Origin of the sequence: Aliarcobacter lanthieri (assembly GCF_013201625.1) — a bacterium.
GTDB classification, from domain to species: Bacteria; Campylobacterota; Campylobacteria; order Campylobacterales; family Arcobacteraceae; genus Aliarcobacter; species Aliarcobacter lanthieri.
This window is the reverse complement of record NZ_CP053839.1, coordinates 490,421-503,020: the sequence shown is the minus strand read 5'-3', so window position 1 is coordinate 503,020 and position 12,600 is coordinate 490,421. Positions and strand designations below refer to the sequence as shown.

Annotated in this window: 13 protein-coding genes; 1 reads left to right on the top strand and 12 read right to left on the bottom strand. The window is 27.8% G+C overall.

What is annotated here, in order from left to right:
* Position 1: 1 nt before the first annotated feature.
* From ALANTH_RS02495 to ALANTH_RS02455, 9 genes are all read right to left on the bottom strand, one after another.
* Complete coding sequence (locus ALANTH_RS02495; protein WP_026803283.1) at positions 2-820, bottom strand: 50S ribosomal protein L11 methyltransferase; 819 nt, start codon at positions 818-820, stop codon at positions 2-4.
* A gap of 71 nt (positions 821-891) precedes the next feature.
* Positions 892-1,824 (bottom strand): tRNA dihydrouridine synthase, encoded by a 933-nt coding sequence (locus tag ALANTH_RS02490; RefSeq protein WP_026803282.1) that lies wholly within the window; start codon positions 1,822-1,824, stop codon positions 892-894.
* Complete coding sequence (locus tag ALANTH_RS02485; protein ID WP_026807392.1) at positions 1,824-2,837, bottom strand: hypothetical protein; 1,014 nt, start codon at positions 2,835-2,837, stop codon at positions 1,824-1,826. The genes ALANTH_RS02490 and ALANTH_RS02485 overlap by 1 nt, the downstream gene beginning before the upstream one ends.
* Before the next feature lie 56 nt (positions 2,838-2,893).
* On the bottom strand, positions 2,894-3,349 hold the full coding sequence (locus ALANTH_RS02480; protein ID WP_026803280.1) for a 23S rRNA (pseudouridine(1915)-N(3))-methyltransferase RlmH: 456 nt from the start codon (positions 3,347-3,349) through the stop codon (positions 2,894-2,896).
* The gene (locus ALANTH_RS02475) at positions 3,339-3,950 is read right to left on the bottom strand and encodes a thiamine phosphate synthase (protein WP_026807391.1); all 612 of its coding nucleotides are present in this window, start codon (positions 3,948-3,950) and stop codon (positions 3,339-3,341) included. Before ALANTH_RS02475 ends, ALANTH_RS02480 begins: the two co-directional genes overlap by 11 nt.
* Before the next feature lie 3 nt (positions 3,951-3,953).
* Positions 3,954-4,820: an acetyl-CoA carboxylase, carboxyltransferase subunit beta gene (gene accD / locus ALANTH_RS02470; protein ID WP_026807390.1), complete on the bottom strand. Its 867-nt coding sequence runs from the start codon at positions 4,818-4,820 to the stop codon at positions 3,954-3,956.
* A gap of 105 nt (positions 4,821-4,925) precedes the next feature.
* Entirely contained in the window at positions 4,926-6,137 is a 1,212-nt protein-coding gene (gene metK, locus ALANTH_RS02465) for a methionine adenosyltransferase (protein WP_026807389.1), read from the bottom strand.
* 181 nt (positions 6,138-6,318) lie between these two features.
* Complete coding sequence (gene glmS, locus ALANTH_RS02460; protein ID WP_026807388.1) at positions 6,319-8,121, bottom strand: glutamine--fructose-6-phosphate transaminase (isomerizing); 1,803 nt, start codon at positions 8,119-8,121, stop codon at positions 6,319-6,321.
* Positions 8,122-8,181: 60 nt separating this feature from the next.
* Positions 8,182-8,955 carry an inositol monophosphatase family protein gene (locus ALANTH_RS02455; protein WP_026807387.1) on the bottom strand — a complete coding sequence of 258 codons (774 nt, stop codon included), beginning with the start codon at positions 8,953-8,955 and terminating at the stop codon, positions 8,182-8,184.
* A 63-nt stretch (positions 8,956-9,018) separates the two neighbouring features.
* On the opposite strand from ALANTH_RS02455, the gene ALANTH_RS02450 reads away from it, so the two are divergent.
* Positions 9,019-9,579: a YkgJ family cysteine cluster protein gene (locus ALANTH_RS02450; protein WP_026807386.1), complete on the top strand. Its 561-nt coding sequence runs from the start codon at positions 9,019-9,021 to the stop codon at positions 9,577-9,579.
* 61 nt (positions 9,580-9,640) lie between these two features.
* Here ALANTH_RS02450 and groL read toward each other — a convergent pair whose 3' ends face one another.
* The 3 genes from groL to ALANTH_RS02435 form a co-directional block, all read right to left on the bottom strand.
* A complete protein-coding gene (gene groL / locus ALANTH_RS02445; protein WP_026807385.1) occupies positions 9,641-11,278 on the bottom strand; it encodes a chaperonin GroEL in 1,638 nt (545 codons plus the stop codon).
* A gap of 79 nt (positions 11,279-11,357) precedes the next feature.
* Positions 11,358-11,615: a co-chaperone GroES gene (gene groES, locus ALANTH_RS02440; protein WP_026803272.1), complete on the bottom strand. Its 258-nt coding sequence runs from the start codon at positions 11,613-11,615 to the stop codon at positions 11,358-11,360.
* Positions 11,616-11,735: 120 nt separating this feature from the next.
* Positions 11,736-12,599, bottom strand: coding sequence for a polyprenyl synthetase family protein (locus ALANTH_RS02435; protein ID WP_026803271.1), 864 nt, complete (start codon positions 12,597-12,599; stop codon positions 11,736-11,738).
* Position 12,600 lies beyond the last annotated feature (1 nt).

Genomic DNA, 12,600 nt, shown 5'->3' with positions numbered 1-12,600 from the left:
TTTAAGACTCCTTACTATTTTTAAGAACTATTGTTATCCACTCGTTCTTATGGATAATTTTTATATCTTTTAAATCATTAAATTTTTTTAAAACTTTATCTTTATGTTTATCTAAGATACCAGAAAGAATTAGGATACCTTGATCTTTTAAACAATTTTTTAAATCGTTTGCAATCATTACTAATATATCTGCAATTATATTTGCTACAACTACATCATATTTTTTTGTTGCTTTTGAGGCTGAACCTACCCAAAATTGATTAAATTTTTCTTGATTTAATTCAAAATTAGATTTTGTACTATCTATACAAATTTCATCAGTGTCACAAATATCTACAATAGCACCTTTTTTAGCACTTGCTATTGCTAAGATACCACTTCCTGTTCCAACATCAAGTAATGTATCATTATTTTTTACAAATTCATCTATTACTTCTATACAAGAAGATGTAGTTTCATGATGTCCTGAACCAAAAGCTAATGCTGGATCAATTATGATATCAATTTTACTATCTTTTTTATCTTCCCAAGATGGACGAATATAAAAATTACCAACTTCAACTGATTTTATAGAGTCTTGATATTTTTTAATCCAATCTATATTATCTTTCTTTTCACAAGAAATATCACATTGTGTTTGTAAAGCTTCACTAAATTTATTTATAGCATCTACAAAATCATCAAGATTATCTTCACTTCGTATTATTATAAAACCATCATTTTCCTCAATTGCATCACTTGTAAGAGATTCAACTAAGTCTAGAAAGAGTTCATAATGGTTTTGTGGTTTTATTGCTAATTCAAAATATTGTTTAGACAAAAATTTTCCTTTTCTAAATTTTTTTAAAAAGTGCAATATTTTATCTAAATAACTTTTTATCTATATTAAATTTAAAAAAAGCTATCAATTAAATCTCTCATAATATTTACATCTGAAACTTTATTTACAATATCTCTGAATTCATTTGCACCTGTATAGCCCTTTGAATAAGCATGTAAAAGTTTCCTAAATATTATTGCTCCATACTCTCCATGAAACTCTAACATTTTGTTATAATGTTCTAAAATAATCTCTTTTTTTATACTATTATCAATATCTTCTAATTCATGTTTTAATTGGTAGAAGACCCAAGGCTTTCCAATAGCGCCACGTCCTATCATAACACCATCAGCTTTTGTATATTCTAAAACTTCTTTTGCTTTTTGATAATCTTTTATATCACCATTTGCTATAACAGGTATTTTCACAGCTTCTTTTAATTGTTTTATAGCATCATAATCAACTGGTGCTTTATATTTTCCAGCTCTTGTTCTTCCATGAACTGATACAAAATCAACTCCACAAGATTCAACAGCTTTCCCTATTTCAACTGGTATCTTTTCATTTACACCAATTCTAACTTTTGCACTAGTATATTGTTTTTTAGAATATTTCTTAACTGTACTTAAAATCTCTTCAAGTTTTTTCAAATCACCAAGTAAGTTTGATCCAGAACCATGATTAAATACTTTAGGGGCAGGACATCCACAATTTAAATCAATTCCATCTATACCCTCAACATCATTTAAAATAAGAACAGCTTCTTTTACCAAATCTACATTATTTCCAGCAATTTGCACAAAATATGGATCTTCACTAGGAGATTTTTCTACCATTTTTAAAGTTCTAGCACTTTTATAAACTAAAGCATTTGAACTTATCATTTCTGAAATAGTTAAATCTGCACCAAATTTTTTTACAACACTTCTAAAAGGTAAATCTGTATAACCTGCTAGTGGGGCTAAAACCACTAGAGGCTTTGAAAAGTCAAGTTTTTTTCTCATTATTTATAAGATATTGTTTCTAGATTATAGTATTTCCCAGCATCTTTTAAATCTAAAAGTGCTTTGAATGCTAAGAAGTCTTGTTCAGAAGAGTTTGCTAATGTTTCTCTTAATTTATCAATCATCTCTAATTCACTTAAAATATATAAATTTGCAGTTGTTGCTTCATCAAATTCATTTGATAATTTTTCAAAAATATTTATTAGTCTATCAGGATTTAACTCTTTTTTATAAAGTTGTGCTAGTTTGATATAATCGTCTTTTGTAAATCCAATATTTTTTACAATTTCAATAATTTCTTCATCACTAAATCCAAAATCTTTATTCTCAATATCTTTACTCAATAATTCAAAAGCCAATTCTTTATCAAGTTTTATATTCTTATAAAGCTTTTTAACAGTTGTCATACTTTTTTCTTTTATAACATTTTTAAATGCTAGTTTTACAATATCAAAATCATAATTATCAGATTTTTTTAATACATCAATAGCAAAATCAACTTGTTCATTTATTTTATTTATCAAATTCTTCTTTGCTATATCTGAATTAGGTTCAAGCTTTACAACTTTTTCACTAACATATTTTCCACTATTTATATCTTGGATAGCATTAACAATTTTATTAAAATCCAAATTTGTTGAAGTAAAACTCTCATTTGTAACACTTAAATCAAAAGCATCAAAAAGTTCTGCTATATCTTTGAATTTTTTTGTTTTAAATACAGCTTTCTTATCTCTCCCAAGAAGTTTTGATTTTAAAATATCAATTGCTGTATCTAAATCAGCCTCAACAAATTTTTCTTTTATATATTTTATTAAACTATAAAAAATAATGTGTAAATATGTAGCTAATACCAAAATCAAAGTTGGAAAGATTATCCATACTGCAACAGGAAATGTAAAACTATTTCCAAATAATGAAATTGTATATTCTCCTAACTCTAAACTATAAGTATACCCAAACGTTACTATAAGAAATAGTATCGTAGCTACGATATAAATTTTAAGACCCATATTATTCTGTCCTTTCTTTATTTTACAAGTTTCTATTATACAAAAATATATATAAATTATTTATGATATGGATGGTTATTTTGGATACACAAGCTTCTAAATATCTGTTCTGACAACACAACATTAGCTACTTTATGTGCAAAAGTTAAATTACTAAGAGATATTACATTATCACATTTAGTTAAAAATTCTCTTTCAAATCCAAAAGCTCCACCTATAAAAAAATTTATCTCATTTTTATCTTCTATTAATTTTGAAAAAGCATAAGTATCAACTTGTTTACCTAAAACATCTAAAGCTACATTAAATCCTTTTAAAAGTGGTAAATAAGTTTTTGTATATATTTCTTGAGCCTCTTTATCACCAATAGTTTGTGCTTTTGCTATCTCTTTATTAAAGATATAATGAACTTCAACTTTTGCATATTTTGATGACATCTTGATAAATTCTTTAATGATCTTATCAAAATCATCATTTGTTGGTTTTAATATTGAATAAATATTAATTTTCATCTAAAAAAGCACTTCCTACCACATTAAATCTTATATTTTCTATAATATCTTCAACTTTTACGCCACCTATACCACAAACTGGATATTTTGATATTTTTGCTAAATATGATATTTTATTCCCTAAAATATTATTTACATCTTTCGTTGATGTATTTTTATAAGCACCTAAACCTATCATATCAATATTTAAAGAGTTTGCTTCAAGTATTTCAATCTCATTATGAGTTGAAAGCCCTAAAAGCTTATCTTTAATTTTAGCTCTTAGAAATTTTACTGCTATTTCTTTATTTTTATGTATTTCTAAAAAATCATCTTGTCCTAAATGAATACCATCTGCAAAATCTATAAGTTCAATTTTATCATTTATAATAATAGGTATATTTAAATTTGATTTTATATATATAAGATTGTTTTTCTGAACTTCTAAAGATGAAATTTTATCTCTATATTGTAAAAGTTTTACATCTCTTTTTTTACATAGATTTATAAAATTTTCTAAAGAAATATTTTTTTTTAAAAGTGTTTCATAATCACATAAAACATATAAATAGTTAAAAGCTTCGAGTTTAAAACCTAAAGCTTTTTCTAAATTTGAACTCATTTCTTAGCTAATTTTCTTTTGATTAAAAATTGTTAATAAATCACTTATAGTTTGTTTCATTTTTTGTCTATTAACAACCATATCAATAGAACCTTTTTCTAGTAAAAATTCTGCTCTTTGGAAGCCTTCTGGTAAATCTGCTCCAATAGTTTGTTTAATAACTCTTTGCCCAGCAAAACCTATTAAAGCTCCTGGTTCAGCCATGATAATATCCCCTAAAAATGCGAATGAAGCAGAAACCCCACCCATTGTTGGATCTGTTAAGATAGATATATATGGTAATTTTTCATTATCAAGTTTTTTTAAAGCTGCACTTGTTTTTGCCATTTGCATTAAAGCAAAAGTCGATTCTTGCATTCTCGCACCACCTGAAGCAGATACAATAATAAGAGCTTCTCTTTTTTCTATTGCACGATTTACTGATCTTACTATTTTTTCTCCTTCAACAGAACCTAAACTTCCACCCATAAAAGCAAAATCAAAAACTACAAGTTGAACTGGAATTTTATTAATAGTACACTCACCACTAATTACAGATGATGTTCTTCCAGTTTTTTCAAATCCTTCTTCTACTTTTTTCTTATAAGATAATTTATCAACAAACTTTAAAGGATCATTTGGTTTTAAATTAGAATCAAATTCAACAAAACTATTTTCATCTGAAAGAATTTCTATTCTTCTTTTCGCACCAATTCTCATATGAAATGAGCATTTAGGACAGACATTATCTTGATTTTCTACCTCTTTGAAAAACATCAAAGCATGACAATCTGGACACTTTACCCAGTGACTTGGTGCATCTTTTTTTGTTGCTTGTTCTTTTGATGTACTATCAAATGATATTTTGCTAAATAGATTTCTTAAATCCATAATATTCTCCTTTTAAATTAGTTCCCAAATAAAAAAGGGAACATTCTATTTAATATCTACTTTTAAAGGTAGTAAATTTAAATGGCTTTATAATAAAAGCCTAAATTATTTGATATTCTCAAATTTATCAATTTCATCAAGTTTCTCCCAAGGATAATCAGCCTGTCCTACTTGCCCACGTGCTGCAACATCAGCATAAAGGAAAGTATCACTACTTGGTTTATCTAAATTAAACTTCTGAGTTATCCATCTTGGTGTTAATGGGAAATTTTCCATAACAAATTGTGATAATTTATCATCATTATGTTTTGTATAAGTTCCCATAGTATCAACTGCAACAGAAGTTGGTCTTGCTACACCAATAGCATAAGATATTTGAACAATTGCTTTTGTAGCTAAACCAGAAGCAACTATATGTTTTGCTATCCATCGTGCCGCATAAAGTCCACTTCTATCAACTTTTGTATAATCTTTACTACTTTGAGCACCACCACCAATAGGCGCATATCCACCAAAACTATCTACAATAAGTTTTCTTCCTGTTAATCCACTATCATGAAGTGATGAGTGATTTACATATCTTCCTGTTGGATTAATATGAATAATTGTACTATCTTTATCATACAAATTAGAAGGTAATCCAGAATTATCTATTAAATTTTGGATAGTTGCTCTTACTTCTTCTATTTTTAGTCCTTCAACAGAAGGTGCTGATACAACTATTGTATGAATTTTTTTTGGTTTACAATTCTCAAAATTTTCTTTTGTTCCATAATCAATAGTAACTTGAGTTTTAATATCAACACCAAATTTATCATTGTTTTTTAGAGCATAATTGTATACAGTATCACAAAGTTTTCTAGCATAAGTAATTGCAGCTGGCATATACTCTTCTGCTTCATTTGAAGCAAATCCAAACATGATACCTTGATCACCAGCTCCTATTTCTCCAGTTGTTTGATCAACTCCTTGAGAGATATCTGGACTTTGCTGATTTAATAAAACTTGAACTTTTACTTCATCAGGATGTAGAGCTTGCTCTTTTGTAAAAGAACTTTTTCCATCATATCCAATTTTTGCTAATGCATCTTTTACTATTTTTTCATAATCACTTTGTGATAATTTTGCATTTGATTTTACTTCACCACCAATAACTATATGTTTTCCAGCTACAAACACTTCACTTGCAACTCTACTATTACTATCTTCAATTATTAATCTATCAACTATAGAGTCTGCTATTATATCAGCACATTTATCAGGGTGTCCAGGGCTTACAACTTCACTTGTAAACAGATATTGAGATTTTTTTTCCATTTTGTTTTCCATCCTTTGTTTTCCACAAGCTTTAGCTTGATTTGTTTTCCATCTTTTGTTTTCCATTTTTTATCTCTTATAAAATATTTAAGAAAATTAAAATAAAAATTTAAAGAATCAGTTTTCTCATTTTGAGAAAAAAGTTCTTAATTTTATCTAAATGTAACTTATATTTTTAAAATTATTCAACTGTTACAGATTTTGCTAAGTTTCTTGGCATATCTACATCATTTCCAAGTCTTATTGAAATTTCCATAGATAAAAGCTGTAAAACAACTAACATTTCAAAAAATTCAAGCATATAATGTTCAGTTTCATTTATTTTTATAAAATCATCTGCTAAATCAAAATCTAGTGGAGAAATTGTACAAATTGTACTATCTCTAGCACTTAATTCTTCAACATTTGATTTAATTTTATCATATAACATATTTTGTGGCATAAGAGCTATTGTAAATAGTTCTGGATCTGCAAGTGCTATAGGACCATGTTTCATCTCTCCAGCTGGATAACCTTCTGCATGTAAATATGAAATCTCTTTTAATTTTAAAGCACCTTCAAGAGCAAGTGGATAGAAAACATCTCTTCCTATAAAAAAGAAACCATGTCCATGTAAGTATCTTTTTGATAGTCTTTTTGCTTTTTCATGAATACTATCTTCTATTTTTAAAGATTTTGGAACTTCTCTTAAAGTTGAAACTTCACTTTGAAGTTTCTCTTTTGAAATACTATTTCTTATTTTTCCAAAATATAAACTCAACATCCATAAAACAACAGTTTGAGTAGAAAATGCTTTTGTAGAAGCAACCCCTTTTTCAATTCCAGCTCTTGTTAAAATAGTAAAATCTGCAACTCTTGTCATAGAAGAGTTATCAACATTACAAATTACTAAGGTTCTAAGTCCTGCAGTTTTTGCCATTTTTAAAGCTTCTAATGTATCAGCAGTTTCACCACTTTGAGAAATCACAATAAAAAGTGTATCAGTTGTTAAAAGAGGCTCTTTATATCTAAACTCACTGGCAACTTCAACAGAGCATTTTATTTTTGATAATCTTTCAAATAGATATGAAGATGTAATTCCAGCATGGTATGAAGTTCCACAAGCACAAATTTTTATCTCATTTATTCCATCTAATATTGAAGAATTTATCTCATCAAAATTTATCTCACTATCTTTTAATCTTCCAAGCATACAATCACTTACAACATCACTTTGTTCATAAATTTCTTTTTCCATAAAGAATCTAAAACCATTTTTTTGAGCAAATTGTTTTGAAGTTGGAAGTTTTGACCATAATACATTTTTATTAAAGAACTCAATAGTTGAAGCAGTTGCAACACCACCTACTCTATCCTCAAGATAAACTACATCTTTTGCTAATCCTATAAGTGCTGAATCAGAAGAAGCAAATAAAATTTCATCTTTCTCATTTCCTTTTGCTACTATCATAGGACTTCCGAGTTTATAGAAAAATATCTTTTCTGGTTCAACTTTTGTAATAAGTAAAATTGCATAAGCACCTTCAAGTCGCTCTATTGTATTTTGGAAAGCCTTTGTTGCATCATTTAGTTCATTATAAAAACTTTCAAAAAGATGTACTATAACTTCTGTATCCGTTTGAGATACAAAATGATGACCTTTTTGTATAAGTTCATCTTTTAACTCTTTATAATTTTCAATAATTCCATTATGAACAACATAAGAATACTCACCTAAGTGTGGATGTGCATTTAATTCTGTTGGTTTTCCATGAGTTGCCCATCTTGTATGTCCTATACCTAAGTAATAATCTTGCTTAGGTGCAGAATTTACTTTTTCTTCAAGATTTACAAGCTTTCCAACTGCTTTAAAAACATCAATATTATCATTTTGTAATAAAGCAATTCCTGCACTATCATACCCTCTATATTCAAGCTCTTTTAAACCATCTAATAAAATCTTTGTAGTATTTTGTTTCCCAATATATCCAACTATTCCACACATATATTTCCCTTATTTTATATATTATTTCATTTTAAAATCTAAGATTATATATAAATCTTACTAAATATCAAGTTTTGATAAAAGTTGATTGTGTATTTTGCCGTTCGTCGCAACAATATATTTATCTTCAAATAGATTATATTCTCCACCACTTATATTTGTGATTTTTCCACCAGCTTCACTTAATATCAAAACTCCAGCACTAACATCCCAAGGTTTTAAATTCATCTCATAATAACCTTCAAAAGTTCCCTTTGCAACCATACACAAATCAATAGAAGCACTTCCTAGTCTTCTTAAGTCTTGGCAATGTGGTAAAACATCTTTGATTTTTTTCAAAACATCATTTAAATCATCTTCATTTGAACCACTTGTATATGGAAATCCTGTGGCTAGAAGTGATTTTTGTAAATCTTCTTCTGTACTTACTTTTAGTTCCTTACCATTTAAAAATGCACCCTTTCCAACTTTTGCAACATAAAGTTCATCTAAAATTGGATTATAAACAACCGCTAAATATGGCTTTTTATTTTTGTAAACTCCAACAGATATAGCAGTATAAGGAACTCCATTTACAAAGTTTGTAGTTCCATCTATTGGGTCTATTATAATTGAGTTATTAAACTCTACTTTTGAGTTATCTGACTCTTCAGCGATGATATTAAACTCTTTAAAATGTTTGCTAAAATGTTTTTTTAAATAGTTTTCAACAGCAACATCATATTTTGTAACTAAATCTTTTTTTGCTTTAAAAGTTACATCTTTATTTGAATAAAAACCTTTTTTTAAGATTTTTCCAGCTTTTTTTATAATTTTTATTAGTTTCTTTTTCACTATTTTTCCTAAATTTTTTTATATTTTATCTAATTGAAACAAAATATATGTAAAATCTCGTTTATGAAAGATTTTATACCTATTTCAAATCAAGATTTCACCTTTGGAGATTGTAAGAATTGCCAAGCACAATGTTGTAGTGGCTTGTATGGAAGTATATATTCTCAAATATTAAAAGAAGAGTTTGAAACTATTTACAAAAATTTTCCTATTTTATTTATCTTTGGTTCTTTAGATTTTATAAAACCTGTAATTTTGCTATCAAATGGCTTTGATTTTTGTCCACATTTAAAAAATTTTAGATGTACAATTTATGAAAATCGTCCAAAAGTATGTAAAACTTATCCATTGAGTCCAAATTTGGATAATCAAGTCTATATAGATAGTTCTTGTCCTGAACTAAATAAAGGGACAAATAAACTAAATTTTAAAGATGAGATATTTGAAAATTATTGCGAAAAATATATCCAAACTCACTTTGAATTTGAAAATTTTAAAAGAAAAGATTTTGAACTTGTTTGTACAATAAGAAATGAAAATTTTTATAAATATATTGGAGAAGAAAAATCTCAATATTTAACTTTTCATAAACTTTCATTAAATAATTTAAAACTATTAAATTAAAATTTGCAAAAAAAAAGAGAGCGAAACATCACTCTCTTTTTTAAAGTTTTTATAATGATTTTTACATCATCCCTGGCATTCCCATTCCGCCCATACCACTCATATCTGGCATAGCAGGAGCTTTATCTTCTTTTATATCTGTAACTGTTGCTTCAGTTGTAAGAAGTAAAGAAGCTACTGAAACTGCATTTTGCATAGCAACTCTTTCTACTTTTGCAGGGTCAACAATTCCAGCTTCAAACATATCTACATATTCACCATTTGCTGCATTGAATCCTAAGTTTTCATTAGATGATTTTTCAACTTCATTTGCAACAACTCCAGCATCAAATCCAGCATTTATAGCAATTTGTTTTAATGGTGCTTTAATAGCTCTTAAAACAATATCTGCTCCAATTGATTCATCATCTGATAAATCAAGTTTTACTTTTGAAGCTGCTCTTATAAGTGCTGCCCCTCCACCAATTACTATTCCTTCTTCAACAGCAGCTCTTGTAGCACTTAAAGCATCATCAACTCTGTCTTTTTTCTCTTTCATTTCAGTTTCTGTTGCAGCTCCAACTTTGATAACAGCAACTCCACCACTTAATTTTGCAAGTCTTTCTTGAAGTTTCTCTCTATCATAATCACTAGTTGTATTAGAAATTTCTGCTCTTATTTGATTTACTCTAGAAATTACACCATCTTTATTACCACTTCCATCAACAATAGTTGTATTATCTTTATCAATTACAACTTTTGAAGCAGTACCTAATACACTAACATCACTAGTTTCAAGTTTCATTCCCATCTCTTCAGAGATAACTGTTCCACCTGTTAATACTGCAATATCTTCAAGCATAGCTTTTCTTCTATCACCAAATCCTGGAGCTTTAACAGCAGCAATTTGTAATGCTCCTCTTAATCTATTCACAACTAAAGTTGCTAATGCTTCACCATCTACATCTTCTGCAACAATTAGTAAAGGTCTTCCAGTTTTATTTACTGCTTCTAAAATAGGTAACATTTCTTTTAATGAAGATATTTTTTTATCATATAATAATATATATGGATTGTTAAACTCTGTAATCATTTTTTCAGGATTTGTAATAAAATATGGAGATAAATACCCTCTATCAAATTGCATTCCTTCAACAACATCTAGCTCGTCAGAAATACCTTTTGCTTCTTCAACAGTGATAACTCCATCTTTTCCAACTTTATCCATAGCTTCAGCTATCATTTTTCCAATAGCACTATCAGAGTTTGCTGAAATTGTAGCAACTTGTTCAATCTCAGTTTTATTTGCTACTACTTTTGAAGCTTTTTTAAGCTCAGATAAAATAGCTTCGCAAGCTTTATCCATTCCTCTTTTTAATGAAATTGGATTTGCACCAGCTGTTACATTTCTAAGACCTTCTTTAAAAATTGAATGAGCTAAAACAGTAGCTGTTGTTGTACCATCTCCTGCTTCATCTGCTGTTTTAGAAGCTACTTCTTTTACAAGTTGAGCTCCCATATTTTCTAAAGTATCTTTTAATTCAATCTCTTTTGCAACTGAAACACCATCTTTTGTAATAGTTGGAGCACCAAAAGATTTTTGTAGTAGAACATTTCTTCCTCTTGGTCCCATTGTAACTTTTACAGCATCTGCTAGTTTTTCAACACCTGCATATAATCTATTTCTTGCATTATCACTAAAAAAAATCTCTTTTGCCATATTAACTTTCCTTTTTTATTTCAATTTTGTTTTTAAACAATTTTATGTAATTTAAAATGTTGATAAACAACATATTCTTTTACATAACTCCCATAACATTTTCAATATTTAAAATAAGGTACTCTTTACCTTCAAGTTTTATTTCAGTTCCTCTGTATTGTTCAAACACAATTACATCACCAACTTTAACATCTTCTACTTTACTTCCAACAGCTACAACTTTTGCAGTTTGTGGTTTTTCTTTAGCATTATCTGGAATTATAATTCCACTTGCTGTTTTATTCTCTACTTCAGTTCTTTCTACTAGAACTCTTTCACCTAGTGGTTTAAAATTCATACGATTTCCTTTTTATTATATTTATATGTATATTTAACTTAGAATTTAGCACTTGTAAATTCCAAGTGCCAAATTTTATAAAATTTTTTTAAATTTGTCAATATCTTTGAGTCATTTTAACTAAAGTTTATGTCTATTTATATATTTTAAAAGTAATTCTTCTAAAGATCTTTTCAAATCATCTTCAAAACTATCTAAGATTTCTATACATTTTAAAGCCAATTTATCGGCACTACTTCTAGCTTCATCAAGTCCTAAAAGGTTTACAAATGAATTTTTAAATTCATCATTTTGTGTAGTTTTACCTGCAACTTCAGAACTACATGTTTCATCTATAATATCATCTTGAATTTGAAATAAAAGTCCTAAATCCAAACCAAAATTATAAAGTTTATTTTGTATGTCTTTATCATATTCACAAATTATTGCTCCCATTTGTAAACTTCCAGCAATTAATCTTGCAGTTTTATGGATATGTAAAAACTCTAATTCATTTAATGATAATTTATGCTTTTCGAAATAACAATCTATTGCTTGTCCTATTATCATACCATCTATTCCACCATTTTGGGATAAAGATTTGATAAGTTCAATTTTGATGTCATTATGAAGTGAAGAATTTGATATTAACTTAAATGCTTCTGTATTTAAAGCATCTCCAACTAAAATTGCTGTAACTTCATCATATTTTTTATGTAGAGTCTGAAATCCTCTTCTCAAAGAAGCATTATCCATAGCTGGTAAGTCATCATGAACTAAAGAATAAGTATGTAAAAATTCAACAGCTAAAGCCACACTTAGACTATTTTTTATTAGTAGAGGTTTTTTAGATTTAACAACACTAAGTAATAACATAGGACGAAATCTTTTCCCACCAGCTTTAAGCATATCACCTAAAGCATCTTCAAAATGTGGATGAATAGTTTTTGATTTTGGGAGATTTGAGAGTAAATACTCTTCAAAAGTTTCTAAAAGTTCTTGCATT